This window comes from Citrobacter sp. wls757 (assembly GCF_005280935.1).
Lineage (GTDB): Bacteria > Pseudomonadota > Gammaproteobacteria > Enterobacterales > Enterobacteriaceae > Citrobacter > Citrobacter portucalensis.
This window is the reverse complement of sequence record NZ_SZWU01000058.1, coordinates 60,445-81,148: the sequence shown is the minus strand read 5'-3', so window position 1 is coordinate 81,148 and position 20,704 is coordinate 60,445. Positions and strand designations below refer to the sequence as shown.

Genomic DNA, 20,704 nt, shown 5'->3' with positions numbered 1-20,704 from the left:
TGAAAAGGCTTGCAGGCGATAACAGTATCTACAACGATTCTCCCCGTAGCCGGATAAGGCTAAGCTACCACCCGGCTTTTTACTTTCATTCGAAATTAAATTTGTGCTACAGGTCACATTGTTATTAGAATGTTTCTGGTTGCAGTAATCGCCAGGAGCCTATCTTTATGACCATCAAAGTTATCGTCACCGATATGGACGGAACTTTTCTCGACGACGCCAAGAAATACGATCGTGCACGTTTTATGGCGCAGTATCAGGAACTGAAAAAACGAAATATCGAATTTGTCGTGGCCAGCGGCAACCAGTATTACCAGTTGATCTCCTTTTTCCCGGAGCTCAAAGAGGAAATTTCTTTTGTCGCTGAGAACGGGGCTTTGGTCTTTGAACATGGCAAGCAACTGTTTCACGGCGAGCTTACCCGCCACGAATCCCGTATTGTCATTGGTGAACTGCTAAAAGATAAGCAGCTCAACTTTGTGGCTTGCGGGCTGCAAAGCGCTTACGTTAGCGAAAATGCGCCAGAGTCCTTTGTCGCATTGATGTCAAAACACTACCATCGCCTGAAACCCGTAAAGGATTATCAGGATATCGACGATGTGCTGTTCAAGTTCTCGCTAAATTTACCGGACCAACAAATCCCATTGGTTATCGATCACCTGCATGCTGCGCTGGACGGCATCATGAAGCCCGTCACCAGCGGCTTCGGGTTTATCGATCTGATCATTCCGGGCCTACATAAAGCCAACGGGATCAGCCGCCTGCTTAAACGCTGGAACCTGTCACCGCAAAACGTAGTCGCCATTGGCGATAGCGGAAACGACGCGGAAATGCTGAAAATGGCGCACTACTCTTTCGCCATGGCCAACGCGGCAGAGAATATCAAAGCGATTGCTCGCTATCAGACCGACGACAATAACCATCAGGGCGCGCTGAACGTAATTCAGGCTGTGCTGGATAACACCTCCCCTTTTAACGTCTAATCCTGCCAACCGGGGTATCCCTCATCCCGGTTTTCACTCTTTTTCTATTTTGCTCACTCCATCAAGTTTTAAACTTGCGTTAACTAAATTTTAACTTATATTATCATCTGCAAGTTAGTTTGGTTTCGAATGAAAGTTAATGCGAGGTGGATATGGCTTTTACTTTTACCAGCGACACGCTGCCTGCCGATCACAAAGCGGCAATCCGGCAGATGAAAAGCAACTGCGGGCACAGCTTGGGGATGTTCAGTTAATCTTCAATCAGTTGAGCGATGCTATCGCCACCCGCGTGGCGGAAATCAACGCCCTCAAAGCGCAAGGTGCCCCAGTGTGGCCAGTGATATCTTATGCAGATATCAAAGCGGGCCACGTAAGTGCAGAGCAGCGTGAAGATATTAAGCGTCGCGGATGCGCAGTCATTAAAGGTCATTTCCCTCGCGAACAGGCTCTCGGATGGGACAGCTCAATGCTGGACTATCTGGACCGCAACCACTTTGACGACGTCTATAAAGGACCCGGCGATAATTTCTTCGGTACTCTGAGCGCATCACGGCCTGAAATCTACCCCATCTACTGGTCCCAGGCGCAGATGCAGGCCCGCCAGAGTGAAGAAATGGCCAATGCACAGTCGTTCCTCAATCGTTTGTGGACCTTTACAAGCGAAGGTAAACAATGGTTTAACCCGGATATCAGCGTTATTTACCCTGACCGCATTCGCCGTCGACCGCCGGGAACCACGTCTAAAGGGCTGGGCGCGCATACGGATTCCGGCGCGCTGGAACGCTGGCTTCTTCCGGCATATCAGCAGGTCTTTGCTCATGTTTTCAATGGCAAGCTGGAAGATTACGATCCGTGGCAGGCGGCGCATCGCACTGAGGTAGAAGAGTACACGGTGGATAACACCACCAAATGTTCGGTATTCCGTACCTTCCAGGGCTGGACTGCACTGTCCGATATGCTGCCAGGTCAGGGATTGTTGCATGTGGTCCCGATCCCTGAAGCGATGGCGTATGTGCTGTTACGCCCATTGCTTGACGATGTGCCGGAAGATGAACTTTGCGGCGTCGCGCCCGGCCGGGTGCTGCCGATTTCCACGCAATGGCATCCTCTGCTGATTGAAGCGTTAACCAGCATTCCACAACTGGACGCCGGAGACTCCGTCTGGTGGCATTGTGATGTGATTCACTCCGTCGCACCGGTGGAAAATCAGCAGGGTTGGGGTAACGTGATGTACATTCCTGCCGCACCGATGTGCGAAAAGAATCTGGCCTACGCCCACAAAGTGAAGGCCGCGCTGGAAAAAGGTGCGTCGCCGGGTGATTTTCCACGGGAGGATTATGAAACTAACTGGGAAGGACGCTTCACGCTGGAGGATTTGAATATCCACGGCAAACGCGCGCTGGGGATTGTTTAATTTTATATACCCTTATCCCTAAGTATCCCGTGTTACAGGTGCAACCATCACACCTGTAACACGAGAACGACGGGATAATTATTCGACGCCTTTACTACGCAGGTAATCTTCGTAGTTACCGGTGAAGTCGATTACGCGTTCCGGCGTAATTTCAATCACGCGGGTTGCCAGCGAGCTGACGAACTCACGGTCGTGAGAAACGAAGATCAGCGTGCCCTGGTACATTTCCAGCGCCATGTTCAGCGACTCGATAGATTCCATATCCAGGTGGTTGGTCGGTTCATCCATAACCAGAATATTCGGTTTCTGCATCATCAGCTTACCGAACAGCATGCGTCCTTTTTCACCACCGGAGAGGACTTTTGCAGGTTTCTTGATATCGTCCTGGCTGAACAGCAGACGACCAAGGAAGCTACGTACTACCTGCTCATCATCGCCTTCCTGCTTCCACTGACTCATCCATTCGAAAACGGTCAGATCGTTTTCGAACTCGTATTCATGATCCTGCGCGTAGTAACCGACCTGGGCGTTTTCAGACCACTTAACGGTACCGTTGTCCGGCTGTAAGTCGCCAACCAACGTTTTCAGCATAGTGGATTTACCCACGCCGTTGGCACCAATGATGGCAACCTTCTCCCCTACTTCCAGCAGCAGGTTGAAGTTTTTAAACAGCGGGCCTTCATCAAAACCTTTCGCCAGCGCTTCCACTTCCAGCGCGTTACGGAACAGTTTCTTATCCTGTTCGAAGCGGATGAACGGGTTCTGACGGCTGGACGCTTTCACTTCGTCGAGCTTAATCTTATCAATCTGACGCGCACGAGAAGTCGCCTGTCGAGATTTAGACGCGTTGGCGCTAAAGCGGCTGACGAAGGATTGCAGATCGGCAATCTGTGCTTTCTTCTTGGCGTTATCGGCCAGCAGACGTTCACGCGCCTGGGTTGCCGCCGTCATGTATTCGTCGTAGTTACCCGGATAAACACGCAGTTCGCCGTAGTCCAGATCCGCCATATGCGTACAGACCATGTTCAGGAAGTGACGGTCGTGCGAAATGATGATCATGGTGCTGTCACGCTCGTTCAGCGTCTGCTCCAGCCAGCGGATGGTGTCGATATCCAGGTTGTTCGTTGGTTCGTCGAGCAGCAGAATGTCCGGGTTAGAGAACAGCGCCTGTGCCAGAAGCACACGCAGCTTCCAGCCAGGCGCGACTTCGCTCATCGGGCCGTAATGCTGTTCTACCGGAATACCTACGCCCAGCAGCAGTTCACCCGCACGCGCTTCCGCAGAGTAGCCGTCCATTTCGCCATACTGAACTTCGAGGTCAGCAACTTTATAGCCGTCTTCTTCGCTCATCTCGGCCAGAGCGTAAATGCGATCGCGCTCCTGCTTCACTTCCCACAGTTCAGCGTGACCCATGATCACGGTGTCAAGCACGGTGAACTCTTCAAAGGCGAACTGATCCTGGCGCAGCTTACCAATACGCTCGTTAGGATCGAGGGAAACGTTGCCCAGCGTCGGTTCGAGATCGCCGCCGAGAATTTTCATAAAAGTGGATTTACCGCTACCGTTCGCGCCAATCAGGCCGTAACGGTTGCCGCCGCCAAATTTGACGGAAATATTTTCAAACAGCGGCTTACTGCCGAACTGCATGGTGACGTTGCTGGAAACTAACACTGGCGTATCCTGAAAGAGAAAGAAATATGTGACAAACCGCTTATTATGCCATAAGTCTGCAAGAAGATCGCGTCTTCATGCGGAAGGGAAAAAGTGAAACCAAAAGGAAAAAAATGTGATTTAGTACACATCCGAATTCCTTGTTGCTCAGATTGCACATATAATGCGTGCCCAACACTACATAAATCTCAACCCACTAGCCTGCCTGGCACTGAATCTCGCATACATGAATATGAATATGAAATTAACAACGCTTTTCGCGGCGGCACTCGCAATAGTTGGTTTTTGTAATACCGCTTCAGCCGTCACGTACCCGCTGCCGACTGATGGTAGCCGTTTGATTGGCCAAAACCAGGTCATTACTATTCCTGAAGGCAACACCCAACCGCTGGAGTATTTTGCGGCAGAGTATCAGATGGGTCTGTCTAACATGCTGGAAGCCAACCCGGGCGTGGATACCTTCCTGCCGAAAGGCGGCACCGTGCTGAACATTCCTCAGCAGTTGATCCTGCCGGATACCGTGCATGAAGGTATTGTTATCAACAGCGCTGAAATGCGTCTGTACTACTACCCGAAAGGCACCAACACCGTAATTGTTCTGCCGATCGGTATCGGCCAGCTGGGCAAAGACACGCCAATCAACTGGACAACCAAAGTAGAACGTAAAAAAGCGGGCCCAACCTGGACGCCAACGGCGAAAATGCATGCGGAATACCGCGCTGCGGGCGAGCCGCTGCCAGCCGTTGTTCCGGCAGGTCCGGATAACCCGATGGGACTGTACGCGCTGTATATCGGTCGCCTGTATGCCATCCACGGCACCAATGCTAACTTCGGCGTAGGCTTACGCGTCAGCCACGGTTGCGTGCGTCTGCGTAACGACGACATCAAATTCCTGTTTGAAAATGTGCCAGTCGGCACCCGTGTACAGTTTATTGATGAGCCGGTAAAAGCCACTACCGAACCAGACGGCAGCCGTTACATCGAAGTACATAACCCACTGTCTACGACTGAAGCACAGTTCGAAGGCGGAGAAATCGTACCGATTACCCTGACCAAGAGCATTACCAGCATCACCGGCCAGTCTGACGTCGATCAAGCCGTCGTTGAGCAGGCGGTACAGAACCGTTCAGGTATGCCGGTTCGCCTGAACTAAGCACATACCTAAAACGAAAAAGGCGGATGATTCATCCGCCTTTTTTATTACCTCAATGCCGCTATTACATTAATAACAACAAACCATACCCCACCAGCGCCGCCCATATCAGCATCGGTACCGAATACCAATGAAAACGCCACCAGATCCGTCGGTCGTTTGCCATCCGTAACGCAATGAGATTCGCCAGCGATCCCGGCAACAGACCAAAGCCGCCCACATTAACCGCCCAGGCCAGCAGCAGCGTCGGCGGGACATAGTTCAGCAGCAAAATCGTACTCGGCACATTACTGATAAACTGCGACAGGCCAATAGCCGTCAACCAAAGTCCCGGCGCTGAGAGCGTGCCAATCTGGTGGGTAATCCCCTGCAAGGCCGGGAGCTGCGTCAACAAATGCACATCAATGAACATCGCCATAAACACTAACAGCAACGTCCAGTCCACGCTGAGGATCACGCGACGCGCCAGCACCATGAACCCTGCCGCCACAATCGCCAGACCCCACAGCTCTTGCTTTAACTCCAGCGCCGCCAGGAAGATGATATACAGCGCCAGACAGCTCCATACCAGGCGTGGTTGCCAGTCAGACGCGCGCGTACCGGTATGATAGTGCAACGCTTTATGCGGGAAACTGAACCAGCACAGCACCACCAGCGTCAGCATCATGGCCCCCGCAAGCGGCGCCATTTGCCAGGTAAACGCGGTAAACGATAAGCCTGAGCGTCCCCACATCAGAATGTTTTGCGGATTACCTATTGGCGTGAGCAACGATCCGGCGTTTACCGCCAGCGCCTCAAAGATAATCAGGCGATTCACCGGAATGGCACATAATTTTTTCAGGGTGATGGTCAGCGGAACAACAATAAACAATGCAACGTCGTTGGTCAGAAACGTCGACAACAACGCCGCCGCCAGCACCATAAATATCGCCAGTTGGCGCTCTGTTTTGAAGCGGCGGGTCATCTTGCGCCCTAACACATCGAAATAACCGCTTAGCTCCACGCCTTTGGTCAGTAACATCAGCCCGCTAAGCGTGATAATCGTGTGCCAGTCAATCGCCCCTGGCCAGGACCGGGGCGTAAATGGCGTGAACAGACTCAGTACAACCCCAACGATGATTAACAGCTGGAAAAAACGATCGCGCTGTAAGGCACGTAATAAAGGAAAACTCATTCAGAGCCAGTTCCTTGCTGTTGCGTAAACCGGCTAAAAGCCTCCAGCGTTTCCTTACTGACGTGATGCTCCATCCCCTCCGCGTCGCGACGGGCAATTTCCGGGCTGATGCCTAACATCAACAGGAAATTTTCCACAATCTGATGACGTTCCCGGCTCTCCTGGGCTAGTCGTTCACCTTCTGCGGTTAAAAACACCCCACGCCACGGGATCATTTCAATCAATCCGACTGAGGCAAGGCGCTTAAGCATTTTAGCAACCGTCGGCTGGGAAACCCCAAGTCGCGCGGCCATATCCACCTGGCGCGCTTCACCCACCTCAATAATGAGATCGGAAATCAGCTCTACGTAGTCATCAATCAGTTCGCGGCGATGCGCCTCCCGGACCTGACGAAATCCTTCAACGTGTTCTTCGACATTCACCAATTGCGTCACTTTTTTTGTTGTTGGCATACCTGCGCGACGACTCATTCTGCTTCCTCGTTACTGTGACGCGTTAACGGCATCTGATTAGAGAGCGCTCATTGTAAACCAGAGTTGCGTGGGCACAAAAAATTAACGTTTTAGCAATAGCTATATAATATAGCCTATGCTATATCTGTATATAATAAAGACATCCCTCAAGGACTGATGGGATTGTGAAGTCAGGAGGTTTACATGAATGAATTTAAGAGGTGTATACGCGTGTTTAGTCACTCTCCCTTTAAAGTACGGTTGATGCTGATCTCTATGCTGTGTGACATGATTAACAGCAAACCAGAGCAGGATAAACCTTCAGAAAAATAATGCGGTGTCGCGGTACGCCGCTTCATTTTCCTGCCGTCATTCGGGTACGGTGGTGGTTTTCGTCTCAATAACCCTTCTTTTTGTCAGTTTTGCCACGTCCCTCGCAAAACAATTTCTTTGTAGTAGTTGACCTTCTCTTGCGCACACTCTATCTTTTCGCAGCCCTGCGTATATTGCGGCTCGCGGATGCGGACCCTATCCCTCTTCTCGCTCTCTCAGGCAGGCAATGACCCTTAGCGCCAGGGTAAGCACATGGCGTTTTTGTAACAGTGGCATATGAATTTAACCCTCAAAGATTCAATCATTGCTCGTAGCCGGGCAATTAGTCCGTGGACTGGCCTCTATTTCTTACAGTCTCTGCTAATAAACCTTGCTCTGGGCTATCCGCTTAGCCTGCTCTATAGCGTTGCTTTCACCTGTATATTGATGCTGCTGTGGCGTAGCGCGCCGCGCGCGCAGAAGGCACTGATTAGCATTTGCTCACTCATTGCGGCAATGTACTTTCCGTTCGGCCAGGCTTACGGCTCACCGAACTTCAATACCTTACTGGCGCTGCACTCAACCAATATGGAAGAGTCAACCGAGATCCTGACCATCTTCCCCTGGTACAGTTATCTGGTTGGAGTGTTTATTTTTGCCCTTGGCGTTATCGCCGTACGCCGTAAAAAAGATGTGCAGCAGCGCAGCTGGAATAAGTTCGACAGCATTTGTTTGCTGTTTAGCGTTGTCGCATTCTTTGTTACCCCGGTACAAAACCTGGCCTGGGGCGGCGTGTTTAAGCTGAAAGATACCGGCTATCCGGTTTTCCGTTTCGCCAAGGACGTTATCGTCAATAACAACGAAGTGCTCGACGAACAAGAGCGCATGGCGAAACTGTCGAGCGTAAAAGACAGCTGGACGGTAACCGCCGTGAAGCCGAAGTATCACACCTACGTCGTGGTTATCGGCGAAAGCGCCCGCCGCGATGCGTTAGGCGCATTTGGCGGTCACTGGGATAACACCCCGTTTGCCAGCTCCGTTAACGGCTATCTGTTCACAGATTACATTGCGGCCAGCGGTTCAACGCAAAAATCGCTCGGCTTAACGCTTAATCGGGTAGTGGATAATAAACCCCAGTTCCAGGATAACTTTGTCACCCTGGCTAACCGCGCGGGCTTTCAGACATGGTGGTTTTCCAATCAGGGACAGATTGGTGAATACGATACGGCCATCGCCAGCATTGCGAAGCGCGCTGATGAGGTTCAGTTCCTCAAAAGCGGTGACTTCGAAGCGGATAAAAACACCCGTGACGAAGCGCTGTTGAAGATGACTGCCCAGGTGCTGGCAACCGAGCGCACCCAGCCACAGCTCATCGTGCTGCATTTAATGGGCTCGCATCCGCAGGCCTGTGACCGAACGCAGGGTAAATACGAGACTTTCGTCCAGTCAAAAGAGACATCTTGTTATCTGTACACCATGACGCAGACGGATGACCTGCTGCGCCAGCTTTACGAGCAGTTACGTAACAGCGGTAATAGCTTCTCGATGGTCTATTTCTCCGATCATGGCCTCGCGTTTAAAGAGCGGGGAAAAGAGGTGCAGTACCTGGCGCATGACGATCAGTTCCAGCAGAATTTCCAGGTGCCTTTCATGGTGCTGTCGAGCGATGATAAAGCGCATCGGGTGATTAAAGCCCGTCGCTCCGCCAATGATTTCCTCAGCTTTTTCTCGCAGTGGACGGGGATAAGCGCAAAAGAAATCACCAACAACTACCGCTTTATCTCAGAGAAAAAAGCCGGGCCGGTGTACATCACCAACTTCAAACTGCAGAAGGTGGATTACAACCATCTGGGTACCGATATTTTCTCAACCAAATAATACGTTGTCGGCCGGATAAGGCATTTTGCTACCGATGCCTGATGCGCTGCGCTTATCAGGCCTACAACGACATTCCTTCCTGCATTACACGCAAAAAAAATCCGCCCCAAGAGGCGGATTTTTCATATCACCGAAGTGATTAGAAGCGGTAACCCACGCCAGCAATCCAGGTGCCAACGTCAACGCTACGAATACGGCTCTGCTCGTAGGAGAAGTCCAGAGCAACGTTTTCGATCGGGTTGAACTGCAGACCAGCACCGTAAGAGAAACCGTAGTCGCTGGTGCTGTGGTTGTCAGCCGGAGATGCTGCGTTCTGGAATTTACCGTAACCAACACCCACTACACCGTAGATGCTTGCCCAGTCGTTCAGACGGTAAGCCGGACCAGCAGTGATGCCGTAGTACTGGGTTTTGTTGTAGTCGCCAGAAGCATCGGTACGATCTTTTTCAGTGTAAGTGAAGGAACCGATAACACCCAGCGGGTTGTTGTCCTGCTCGTAGCGATACTTCAGGTTGAAACCGTTCATTTTGTTCGCTGCGCCCTGAGCATCGCTCTGAGCGTAACCACCGGTAACGGTAGAAGTAGCAGCTACAGCAGTACCTGCGGAGAAAGCCAGAACAGCGGCCAGTGCTGAAAGACATGCAATTTTTTTCATAACCACCTCAAATGTGCTTCAAGTAAATCTTAAGTTTTAAATATACCAAAAATTGATGGGAAACTCTTTGCGATTCGCGATGTCTAACGGGGTCTTTCATGTAACAGAACATTTCAAAAACCCGCTATCTCTTTCAATTAACATCACTTTTTCAACTGAAAATACCATTATTGCGCGCACAATATGGCACATTCATCCAGAACATTCCTAATCACACAGATTATTAATCCATCATTTTCATGCCATTGTACGGAACTGAGCAATTTTTTTTTCAACGAATACTCAACCAGTTGAGCGTAATTCCATTACACTCGCTGTTTTACTTTTCTATACATAAAATCATCTGCGTCGTAACAATGCTGAAGCGTGGCACAGATGGAGACGTGTAATCATCATTTGACAGGAGAAAGGATGCCGGGGTTGTCACGTAAAGCGCCAGTCTGGTTGCCTATTTTGGTTTTGCTTATTGCTATGTCCTCCATTCAAAGCGGAGCATCACTGGCAAAATCTTTGTTCCCACTCGTCGGTGCGCCGGGCGTTACCGCGCTGCGCCTTGCGCTGGGTACGCTCATTCTTATCGCTTTCTTTAAGCCCTGGCGTTTACGATTCGCTAAAGAACAACGCCTGCCGCTACTGTTTTATGGCCTGTCTCTGGGCGGGATGAACTACCTTTTCTACCTGTCAATCCAAACTGTCCCACTGGGAATCGCCGTGGCGCTGGAATTTACCGGCCCGCTCGCGGTAGCGCTGTTTTCATCCCGACGCCCGGTGGATTTCATTTGGGTTGCGTTGGCAGTACTCGGGCTCTGGTTCCTGCTGCCTCTGGGTCAGGACGTTTCTCACGTAGATTTAACCGGCGCAGCGCTGGCGCTGGGGGCTGGCGCCTGCTGGGCCATCTATATTCTTACCGGGCAGCGAGCCGGGGCGGAACACGGTCCGGCAACCGTCGCAGTAGGGTCATTCATTGCAGCACTGGTATTTGTTCCAATCGGCGCACTCCAGGCCGGAGATGCCCTGTGGCACTGGTCCATTCTGCCGTTAGGCCTGGCCATTGCAGTTCTCTCTACTGCGCTTCCCTATTCACTGGAGATGATTGCATTGACGCGCCTGCCTACGCGTACTTTCGGTACATTGATGAGCATGGAACCCGCGCTGGCAGCGGTTTCCGGAATGATCTTCCTCGGTGAAACGTTGACGCTTATCCAGACGCTCGCTCTGGGCGCCATTATTGTCGCATCAATGGGCTCTACGCTCACTATTCGTAAAGAGCCACAAATAAAACAAGTCGACGTGAATTAACCACGTATTATTCTGCATGGTTTGCATAATCATGCAGAATATCCAATTGTAAATCTGCGTGATAATAATTCTAATAAATAAAATTTTCTCATCCGCATATTTCATTTAATCTTAAAATTAACATAAAAATAACACTACGCAAGTAACAAAACCCTCATCACATTGATTTTATTTGATATTTTATATTCACCCTCGTCTTCACTATTAAAGTGATAGGCAACACCGGAAACAAAAATCCAAATTTAGCGCTATACTTAATTCCGTTGAAGAGTTGGGACATAAATATCAAGAGGATATGAAAATATGAGTACCGCGAAACTGGTAAAAACAAAAGCATCCGCCCTCCTTTATACCCGCAACGATGTGTCTGATAGCGAAAAGAAAGCGACCGTAGAACTGCTGAATCAGCAAGTAATCCAGTTCATTGACCTGTCATTGATCACCAAACAGGCTCACTGGAACATGCGCGGTGCAAACTTCATTGCAGTACATGAAATGCTGGATGGCTTCCGTACAGCTCTGACCGATCACCTCGACACCATGGCTGAACGCGCCGTACAGTTGGGCGGTGTGGCACTGGGCACAACTCAGGTTATTAACAGCAAAACGCCTCTGAAAAGTTACCCGCTGGATATCCATAGCGTACAGGACCACTTAAAAGAGCTGGCCGAACGTTATGCCGTAGTTGCAAACAGCGTACGTAAAGCTATCAGCGAAGCAAAAGACGAAGATACCGCGGATATCTTTACCGCAGCTTCTCGCGACCTCGATAAATTCCTGTGGTTTATCGAAGCCAACATTGAGTAACAGCAGACATAAGAATTACCTATATAACCCTCGCTCCGGCGGGGGTTTTGCACATCTATGGTGCATAACATTGATCATTCGTCACTCCAAAGTAAATTATTTGTAATAATCACCTCACACAATCGTTAACGAAAGATTGTTTTATCAACAATTTTTACGCTAAATAGTCATACCGTTTGCACCGTGACTGGTTCGCACCAAATGAGTGCCCCAAAACAGTGCAGATTATTCGCTATGCCCTACTTATTGTGCAGAGAAACGAGACACCCTCTTGTTAAAACAATGAGTTGCAAAATTGGCACGATTTTTTCATTAAGCCATATGTTCTCGCAGGGGATCGCCCCGTGGATATAAAAGGAAATCCTATGAAGTCTGTATTAAAAGTTTCACTGGCTGCACTTACCCTGGCTTTTGCGGTGTCCTCCCATGCCGCAGACAAGAAACTGGTTGTCGCAACCGACACCGCGTTTGTACCGTTTGAATTCAAACAGGGTGACAAATACGTTGGTTTTGATGTGGATCTGTGGGCTGCCGTGGCCAAAGAACTGAAACTGGATTATGAACTGAAACCGATGGATTTCAGCGGCATCATCCCGGCACTGCAAACCAAAAATATCGACCTGGCACTGGCAGGTATCACCATCACCGAAGAGCGTAAAAAAGCGATCGACTTCTCCGACGGCTACTACAAAAGCGGTCTGTTAGTGATGGTGAAAGCGAATAACAACGACGTCAAAAGCGTAAAAGATCTGGATGGTAAAGTCGTTGCAGTTAAGAGCGGCACCGGTTCCGTTGATTACGCGAAAGCGAATATCAAAACCAAAGACCTGCGTCAGTTCCCGAATATCGATAACGCATATATGGAACTGGGCACCAACCGCGCAGACGCTGTACTGCACGACACACCAAACATTCTTTACTTCATCAAAACAGCTGGCAATGGTCAGTTCAAAGCTGTAGGCGAATCGCTGGAAGCCCAGCAGTACGGTATCGCCTTCCCGAAAGGCAGCGACGACCTGCGTGAGAAAGTGAACGGCGCGCTGAAAACGCTGAAAGAGAACGGTACTTACAACGAAATCTACAAAAAATGGTTCGGTACTGAACCTAAATAATAACCGGCAGCGTTGCCCGGTAGCGTGATGCTTACCGGGCCTACGCCTGGATTTTTGAGACCTGTAGGCCGGATAAGCACAGCACATCCGGCAAAACGGGCATTTGAATATTTACACCACGGTAACAGGAACGACATATGCAGTTTGACTGGAGTGCCATCTGGCCCGCCATCCCGCTTTTGATTGAAGGCGCCAAAATGACCCTGTGGATCTCGGTCCTCGGTCTGGCTGGCGGTCTGATAATCGGACTTGCAGCAGGGTTTGCGCGCACTTTCGGCGGTTGGATCGCCAACCACGTAGCGCTGGTGTTTATCGAAGTCATTCGCGGTACGCCAATCGTTGTGCAGGTAATGTTTATTTACTTCGCTCTGCCAATGGCATTTAACGATTTACGCATTGACCCCTTTAGCGCCGCCGTTGTCACCATCATGATCAACTCCGGGGCCTATATTGCGGAAATCACCCGCGGTGCCGTGCTCTCAATCCATAAAGGGTTCAGCGAAGCCGGTTTGGCGCTTGGACTTTCACGCACAGAGACTATCCGCCACGTTATTTTACCTCTCGCACTGCGTCGTATGCTGCCGCCGCTGGGCAACCAGTGGATCATCAGCATTAAAGATACCTCGCTGTTTATTGTCATTGGCGTCGCTGAACTGACCCGTCAGGGCCAGGAAATCATTGCCGGTAACTTCCGCGCACTGGAAATCTGGAGCGCCGTTGCGGTGTTCTATCTGATCATTACGCTGGTGCTGAGCTTCATTCTGCGTCGTCTGGAAAGAAGGATGAAAATCCTGTGATTGAATTTAAAAACGTTTCTAAGCACTTTGGTCCAACCCAGGTGCTGCACAATATTGACCTGAACATTCAGCAGGGTGAAGTCGTGGTGATTATCGGGCCGTCAGGATCCGGTAAATCTACCCTGCTGCGCTGCATTAACAAGCTGGAAGAGATAACCTCCGGCGATCTGATCGTCGATGGTCTGAAAGTAAACGATCCGAAGGTAGACGAGCGCTTAATCCGTCAGGAAGCCGGAATGGTGTTTCAGCAGTTCTACCTGTTCCCACATCTGACGGCACTGGAAAACGTCATGTTCGGACCGCAGCGCGTACGCGGGGCGAATAAAGAACAGGCCGAGAAACTGGCGAAAGAGCTGCTGGCAAAAGTGGGTCTGGCCGAACGTGCACATCACTACCCTTCTGAACTGTCCGGTGGTCAACAACAGCGTGTGGCTATCGCCCGTGCGCTGGCAGTAAAACCGAAAATGATGCTGTTTGATGAGCCAACCTCAGCACTCGACCCTGAACTGCGCCATGAAGTTCTGAAAGTGATGCAGGACCTGGCGGAAGAAGGGATGACCATGGTGATTGTGACCCACGAAATCGGCTTTGCCGAAAAAGTGGCTTCACGCCTGATTTTCATTGATAAGGGACGAATTGCCGAAGACGGTAATCCGCAGGCCCTGATTGAAAATCCACCCAGCCAACGCTTACAGGAATTCTTGCAGCACGTTTCCTGATAGCTCAACCTCCCTTCGCCCGAAGGGAGGTTTTTCACCAGAATCCTCTCATTTCAAGTCCCTCCCGCCCTGACATCTATACTTATCCTTTTGAATTTATTTTCTCATGGGAGGAGTCATGCGCTGGATCCTGTTCATCTTTGTTTGTCTGTTGAGTCTTCCGACTCAGGCAGTGACGATACCTGGCGTCACCACGCCAACGTCAACCAACGCACAAACCGCCCCGGCAAAGGAGCCAGATGTTGAACAGAAGAAAGCGGCCTACGGCGCACTGGCTGATGTGCTGGAAAATGACACCTCTCGGAAAGAACTGATCGATCAGTTACGCAAAGTGGCGACAACTCCTCCAGCCGAACCGGTGCCAACCATTGTCCCACCCACGTTAACGGAAGAAAAAACGGTGCTGGAAAACGTCACCGATGTCACCCGGCACTACGGTGAGGCGCTCTCCAGCCGCTTTGCCCAGCTTTATCGCAATATTACCGATGCACCGCACAAGACCTTTAACCCGCAAACGTTCACCAATGCCCTGACTCATTTTTTAATGCTGGCGGCGTCAGTGTTCGGGTTTTACTGGCTGATCCGCCTGTGCGCGCTGCCGCTGTATCGCAAAATGGGGCAATGGGCGCGGCGGAAAAACCGCGAACGCAGCAACTGGCTGCAGCTTCCGGCGATGATCGTCGGGTCATTCATTATTGATTTGCTTCTGCTGGCGCTGACATTGTTTGTCGGGCAGATACTGAGCGACAGAATGAACGCCGGCAGTCGCACCATCGCCTTTCAGCAAAGCCTGTTTCTCAATGCCTTTGCCCTGATTGAATTCTTCAAAGCCATTCTGCGTCTGATATTTTGCCCAACGGTGGCCGAACTGCGCCCGTTTAACATCCAGGATGCCGGTGCGCGCTACTGGAATCGGCGTTTGAGTTCATTAAGCAGTTTGATTGGTTACGGGCTTATAGTTGCCGTTCCCATTATCTCCAATCAGGTCAATGTGCAGGTCGGCGCGATGGCCAACGTCATCATCATGCTGTGTATCACGCTATGGGCGCTGTACCTGATTTTCAGAAATAAGAAAGAGATAACGCTGCATTTACAGAATCTGGCAGAAAGATCGTTAGCTTTTTTCAGCCTGTTTATCCGCGCCTTTGCGTTGGTATGGCACTGGCTGGCCAGCGCCTACTTCATTGTGCTGTTTTTCTTTTCGCTGTTTGATCCGGGCAACAGTCTGAAATTCATGATGGGCGCTACGCTGCGCAGCCTGGTAATCATTGGAATTGCCGCCTTTGTTTCCGGCATGTTTTCCCGCTGGATAGCCAAAACTATTACCCTTTCGCCACACACCCAGCGCAGCTATCCGGAACTCCAAAAGCGGCTGAATGGCTGGCTGTCGACGGCGTTAAGCGTGGCCAGGATCCTAACGGTGTGCGTTGCGGTGATGCTGCTATTGAATGCCTGGGGACTGTTCGACTTCTGGAACTGGCTGCATTACGGTGCAGGAGAAAAAACGGTGGATATTCTGATCCGTATCGCGCTGATTTTATTCTTCTCCGCCATCGGCTGGACGATCCTTGCCAGCCTGATTGAAAATCGTCTGGCCTCCGATATACACGGCCGTCCGCTACCCAGCGCTCGTACCCGCACCCTGTTGACGCTGTTTCGCAACGCGCTGGCGGTGATCATCAGCACGATCACCATCATGATTGTGCTGTCCGAAATTGGCGTTAATATCGCCCCTTTACTGGCCGGGGCCGGGGCGCTGGGGCTGGCAATCTCTTTCGGCTCGCAAACGCTGGTAAAAGATATTATTACCGGGATTTTTATTCAGTTTGAAAATGGCATGAACACCGGCGACCTGGTGACCATCGGCCCACTCACCGGTACGGTTGAACGAATGTCCATTCGTTCTGTGGGCGTGCGTCAGGATACCGGGGCGTACCATATCATTCCCTGGTCATCAATAACGACCTTCGCCAACTTTGTGCGTGGAATTGGATCGGTCGTCGCCAATTACGACGTAGACCGCCATGAGGATGCGGATAAAGCAAATCAGGCGTTGAAAGACGCGGTTGCTGCGGTGATGGAAAAAGATGATATTCGCGGGCTGATTATCGGCGAGCCGTCGTTTGCCGGGATTGTAGGATTAACCAATACGGCATTCACGCTACGGGTCTCGTTTACCACCATGCCGCTGAAGCAGTGGACGGTACGTTTTGCGCTCGACAGCCAGGTGAAGAAATACTTCGATCTGGCCAACATACGCGCCCCTGTACAGACGTATCAAGTGTTACCTGCACCAGGGAATGGCCCTGCGTCGGCGGCAAGCGAACCGCTACCGCCAACCGAGCCAACGCTTTAGCGTTTACGCGCCATAAAACGACGACGCTGATCGTTATCCATAAAGGTCCAGGCAATAAAGCGACTCTGCTTTTGTCCCTGGGCCATCTCTTTCTTGACCACTTTCACCGCGCCCGCATCCGTTAATGCATGGTACAGCGGAGGCAAGTTCTCACCGCGCGACACCAGCGTGGTGAACCACATCACCTGGCGACCAAAGGCCTGGCTTTCAGCAATCATTTTCTTGATGAACGCCACTTCACCGCCTTCACACCACAGCTCCTGCTGCTGTCCGCCAAAGTTCAGCGCATCGTCTTTGTCCTGTCCCAGATTACGGCGTTTGCGCTCGCTTCCGGCACGGGCTGAGGCCGCAGAATCATGGAATGGCGGGTTACATAATGTGGCTTCATACTGCTCATTTTTGTGAATGATGCCGTTGAAGATTGCCGTTGCATCTTTCTGGCGACGCAGACGAATAGCACGGGTTAATCCCGGATTGGCGTTGACGATCGCCTGAGCGCTGTTAAACGCTTCGCTACTGGTTTCACTACCCGTGAATCGCCAGCCATATTCATGCACGCCGATCAGTGGATAAATACAGTTTGCCCCCACTCCCACGTCCAGCACGCTCGCATTTGCCGGAATGGTTCCGCTGGTTTCACCCAACAGGTCGGCCAAATGGTGTATGTAGTCAGCACGACCAGGCACCGGCGGGCACAGAAAACCATCTGGAATATCCCAGTTTTTTACCGCATAAAAATGCGCCAGCAGTGCTTTATTGAGCGCCTTTACTGCCTGCGGATTCGCGAAATCAACACTCTGCTCACCGCCGGGCGTGAGGGTGAGAAATTGCGTCAGCTCGGGCGTAACCTGGCATAAAGTCGCAAGATCATAACGGCCATTGTGGCGGTTGCGTGGGTGTAATCCCGGTTTCTGGGCGGACATAGCATTCTCCTTTTAACAGCGGCGTAAGATACCCGCATAACGCCACGCGGTAAACACACACAACAAGGAAATTTGATTTTTTACACCGGTTTGACGCCTTGCTGATTGTTCAAAAAACAGACAGTTCATCACCAATTTTTTGCGGTAAATGTCATCCGCTGACGACCTAAACTTATCAGGCACACCTGTTGTTTTTCAGAGGACATCACCATGAAGAAATGCCTCACATTACTTGCTGCTACCGTACTTTCCGGCATGACATTTGCCTCCTTTGCTGCACAGCCCAACACTAGCCCTGCAACCGGTCAGCTACATGCTTCCGGCACCGTATCCGCTACCGGCGCCTCTAATCTGAGCGACCTGGAAGACAAGCTGGCGGAGAAAGCGAAAGAGCAAGGCGCAAAAGGCTTTGTCGTTAATTCTGCAGGCGGTAAAAATCAGATGTACGGCACCGCAACCATCTATAAGTAACCCCTTCTCAGCCCAACTGCATTCATCCCGAATGCAGTTTTCTGCGCGCTGTTCACTTCATTGCAGTTCAATTTGTAATCAATATGTTGGCATTTTGAATCCAATGTAAATAAATGTATTTATTTTTGAATTAATGAATGCTAAAACGTCGCACTGATTAGTAATGCTTATCAAAATCATTATCAATTACATATTCATTTCCGCGAGGCCTGCAGGGTATAACATCCATAGAGATGTCCCTTCGCGCGAGTGAAACCGTCCACTCAAAAAATAATAAGTCACTCATTAACATGGATAAAAATCGCAACTTGCCGTCCAGTAGCTTTCACTCACTGACTTTTTTTGCCGGTCTGTGCATTGGCCTGTCCCCTATAGCTCAGGCTGTCGCTGCGGACGACCAGGATAAAAAACAAGAAGACACTCTGATCGTTGAAGCGGCCAAACCTTCGCTGTACGCCCCAACACAGTCTGCCGACCCTAAATTCTCCCGTCCGGTGGCGGATACAACCCGCACCATGACGGTGATTTCTGAGCAGGTGATTAAGGATCAAGGCGCAACAAATCTGACCGACGCGCTGAAAAACGTCCCGGGCGTTGGCGCATTTTTCGCCGGTGAGAACGGTAACTCCAGCACCGGTGACGCGGTTTACATGCGTGGTGCGGATACCTCGAACAGTATTTATATCGACGGTATCCGTGATATTGGCAGCGTCACGCGCGACACCTTCAATACCGAACAGGTGGAAGTAATCAAAGGTCCTTCCGGTACCGACTATGGACGTAGCGCACCGACTGGCTCTATCAATATGATCAGCAAGCAGCCACGCACCGACTCAGGAATCGATGCATCGGCCAGCATCGGTAGCGCCTGGTTCCGCCGTGGTACGCTGGACATTAACCAGGTCATCGGCGAGACCACCGCCGCACGTTTAAACCTGATGGGTGAAAAAACGCATGATGCTGGTCGCGATAATGTTAAGAATGAACGTTACGGTGTGGCCCCCTCTCTCGCTTTTGGCTTAGGGACTGAGAACCGACTGTACCTGAACTATCTGCATGTCACCCAACACAACACACCGGATGGCGGCATCCCTACCATTGGCCTACCGGGATACTCCGCACCTTCTGCGGGGACTTCTGCACTGAATCATTCAGGCAAAGTGGACACGCATAATTTCTACGGTACCAACTCGGATTATGACGATTCGACAACCGATACCGCGACGATGCGTTTTGAACATGACCTGAACGACAGCACCACTATTCGCAACACCACCCGCTGGTCGCGCATTAAACAGGATTATCTGATGACGGCGGTGATGGGCGGCGCGTCTAACATCACCCAACCCACCAGCAGCGTCGACAGCTGGACCTGGTCACGCCTGGCAAATACCAAGGATGTCAGCAATAAGATCTTGACCAACCAGACCAACCTGACCTCAACGTTCTACACGGGATCCATCGGTCACGACATCAGCACCGGCGTGGAGCTGACGCGCGAAACACAAACCAACTATGGCGTGGCGCCGATCACCCCACCACCGGTGAATATCTATCACCCCGACAGCAATGTGAATATCGGCGGATTGTCTCGTAATGGCGCCAACGCTAACGGGCAAACAGATACCTTCGGTGTATACGCTTTTGATACGCTACAAATTACCCGTGAATTCGAACTGAACGGTGGTATTCGCCTCGACAATTACCGCACTGAATATGACAGCGCCACCGCTTGTGGCGCTTCCGGTCGCGGCGCAGTCGCGTGCCCGACAGGCGTGGCCAAAGGTTCCCCGGTCACCACTGTGGATACAGCCAAATCAGGCAATCTGGTGAACTGGAAAGCTGGCGCGCTGTATCACCTGACCGATAACGGTAACGTGTACATCAACTATGCCGTTTCTCAGCAACCACCGGGCGGCAGCAACTTTGCTCTTGCTCAGGGCGGCAGCGGTAACAGTGCGAACCGTACCGATTTCAAACCGCAGAAAGCGAAAACCAGCGAGATCGGCACCAAATGGGAGGTGCTGGATAAGCGCCTGCTGTTAACCGCCGCGATTTTCCGCACAGATATTGAGAATGAAGTTGAGCAGAACGACGACGGTACCTATTCCCAGTACGGAGAGAAACGCGTTGAAGGCTACGAGCTCTCGGTAGCAGGTAACATCACTCCCGCATGGCAGATTATTGGGGGTTACACCCAGCAACGCGCGACCATCCACAGCGGTAAAAACGTTGCTCAAGATGGATCCTCTTCCCTGCCATATACACCGGAACATGCATTCACGCTGTGGAACCAGTATCAGGCTACCGATGATATCTCCGTTGGCGCAGGCGCTCGCTACGTGGGCAGTATGCATCGCGGTTCCGACGGTGCGGTGGGTACGCCATCCTACACTGAAGGTTACTGGGTCGCTGACGCCAAACTGGGCTATCGCGTGAATCGCAATCTCGATTTCCAGCTAAACGTCTATAACCTGTTCGACACCGATTATGTATCCTCCATAAACAAGAGTGGATACCGCTATCAT

The 20,704-nt window shown here is 51.1% G+C and carries 17 protein-coding genes and 1 pseudogene; 13 read left to right on the top strand and 5 right to left on the bottom strand.

Features of this window, described 5'->3' with window-relative positions; all coding sequences use genetic code 11:
- Positions 1–167 precede the first annotated feature (167 nt).
- Entirely contained in the window at positions 168–983 is an 816-nt protein-coding gene (locus FDW94_RS14840; protein WP_048235770.1) for a Cof-type HAD-IIB family hydrolase, read from the top strand.
- A 152-nt stretch (positions 984–1,135) separates the two neighbouring features.
- Positions 1,136–2,397: pseudogene (locus FDW94_RS14835) on the top strand (DUF1479 domain-containing protein).
- A gap of 78 nt (positions 2,398–2,475) precedes the next feature.
- Here FDW94_RS14835 and FDW94_RS14830 read toward each other — a convergent pair.
- A complete protein-coding gene (locus tag FDW94_RS14830; protein WP_008784214.1) occupies positions 2,476–4,068 on the bottom strand; it encodes an ABC-F family ATPase in 1,593 nt (530 codons plus the stop codon).
- Positions 4,069–4,300: 232 nt separating this feature from the next.
- Between FDW94_RS14830 and ldtB the strand changes: the two genes are divergently transcribed.
- Complete coding sequence (ldtB, locus tag FDW94_RS14825) at positions 4,301–5,221, top strand: L,D-transpeptidase (RefSeq protein ID WP_008784213.1); 921 nt, start codon at positions 4,301–4,303, stop codon at positions 5,219–5,221.
- Between the two features lie 64 nt (positions 5,222–5,285).
- On the opposite strand, the gene FDW94_RS14820 is transcribed toward ldtB, so the two are convergent.
- Both FDW94_RS14820 and mntR read right to left on the bottom strand, forming a co-directional pair.
- Positions 5,286–6,395 (bottom strand): anion transporter, encoded by a 1,110-nt coding sequence (locus FDW94_RS14820; protein ID WP_137377812.1) that lies wholly within the window; start codon positions 6,393–6,395, stop codon positions 5,286–5,288.
- Entirely contained in the window at positions 6,392–6,865 is a 474-nt protein-coding gene (mntR, locus tag FDW94_RS14815) for a manganese-binding transcriptional regulator MntR (protein WP_003831586.1), read from the bottom strand. The genes FDW94_RS14820 and mntR overlap by 4 nt, the downstream gene beginning before the upstream one ends.
- Positions 6,866–7,051: 186 nt before the next feature.
- On the opposite strand from mntR, the gene mntS reads away from it, so the two are divergent.
- Both mntS and FDW94_RS14805 read left to right on the top strand, forming a co-directional pair.
- Positions 7,052–7,180 carry a manganase accumulation protein MntS gene (gene mntS / locus FDW94_RS14810; RefSeq protein WP_003831584.1) on the top strand — a complete coding sequence of 43 codons (129 nt, stop codon included), beginning with the start codon at positions 7,052–7,054 and terminating at the stop codon, positions 7,178–7,180.
- Positions 7,181–7,456: 276 nt separating this feature from the next.
- A complete protein-coding gene (locus tag FDW94_RS14805; RefSeq protein ID WP_137377811.1) occupies positions 7,457–9,037 on the top strand; it encodes a phosphoethanolamine transferase in 1,581 nt (526 codons plus the stop codon).
- A gap of 139 nt (positions 9,038–9,176) precedes the next feature.
- Here the strand turns inward: FDW94_RS14805 and ompX are convergent, their stop codons facing one another.
- A complete protein-coding gene (gene ompX, locus FDW94_RS14800; RefSeq protein WP_048214619.1) occupies positions 9,177–9,692 on the bottom strand; it encodes an outer membrane protein OmpX in 516 nt (171 codons plus the stop codon).
- A 411-nt stretch (positions 9,693–10,103) separates the two neighbouring features.
- Between ompX and rhtA the strand changes: the two genes are divergently transcribed.
- The 6 genes from rhtA (at position 10,104) to ybiO (ending at position 16,782) form a co-directional block, all read left to right on the top strand.
- A complete protein-coding gene (rhtA, locus tag FDW94_RS14795; RefSeq protein WP_008784209.1) occupies positions 10,104–10,991 on the top strand; it encodes a threonine/homoserine exporter RhtA in 888 nt (295 codons plus the stop codon).
- A gap of 303 nt (positions 10,992–11,294) precedes the next feature.
- Positions 11,295–11,798, top strand: a complete 504-nt coding sequence (gene dps, locus FDW94_RS14790) for a DNA starvation/stationary phase protection protein Dps (RefSeq protein ID WP_003035253.1) — start codon at positions 11,295–11,297, stop codon at positions 11,796–11,798.
- 365 nt (positions 11,799–12,163) lie between these two features.
- Positions 12,164–12,910 (top strand): glutamine ABC transporter substrate-binding protein GlnH, encoded by a 747-nt coding sequence (gene glnH / locus FDW94_RS14785; RefSeq protein WP_048235778.1) that lies wholly within the window; start codon positions 12,164–12,166, stop codon positions 12,908–12,910.
- A 137-nt stretch (positions 12,911–13,047) separates the two neighbouring features.
- Complete coding sequence (gene glnP / locus FDW94_RS14780) at positions 13,048–13,707, top strand: glutamine ABC transporter permease GlnP (protein WP_003035248.1); 660 nt, start codon at positions 13,048–13,050, stop codon at positions 13,705–13,707.
- Positions 13,704–14,426, top strand: coding sequence for a glutamine ABC transporter ATP-binding protein GlnQ (gene glnQ, locus FDW94_RS14775; RefSeq protein WP_003035246.1), 723 nt, complete (start codon positions 13,704–13,706; stop codon positions 14,424–14,426). Before glnP ends, glnQ begins: the two co-directional genes overlap by 4 nt.
- A gap of 118 nt (positions 14,427–14,544) precedes the next feature.
- Positions 14,545–16,782 (top strand): mechanosensitive channel protein, encoded by a 2,238-nt coding sequence (gene ybiO, locus FDW94_RS14770; protein WP_137377810.1) that lies wholly within the window; start codon positions 14,545–14,547, stop codon positions 16,780–16,782.
- Here the strand turns inward: ybiO and rlmF are convergent.
- Positions 16,779–17,705 (bottom strand): 23S rRNA (adenine(1618)-N(6))-methyltransferase RlmF, encoded by a 927-nt coding sequence (rlmF, locus tag FDW94_RS14765; protein WP_048226015.1) that lies wholly within the window; start codon positions 17,703–17,705, stop codon positions 16,779–16,781. The two genes, ybiO and rlmF, sit on opposite strands and share 4 nt — an antisense overlap.
- Positions 17,706–17,915: 210 nt before the next feature.
- Between rlmF and mcbA the strand changes: the two genes are divergently transcribed.
- A complete protein-coding gene (gene mcbA / locus FDW94_RS14760; protein WP_048235782.1) occupies positions 17,916–18,176 on the top strand; it encodes a DUF1471 family periplasmic protein McbA in 261 nt (86 codons plus the stop codon).
- A gap of 290 nt (positions 18,177–18,466) precedes the next feature.
- Positions 18,467–20,704, top strand: a 2,238-nt coding sequence (locus FDW94_RS14755; protein ID WP_137377814.1) for a catecholate siderophore receptor Fiu, incomplete at its 3' end; no start/stop codon positions are given.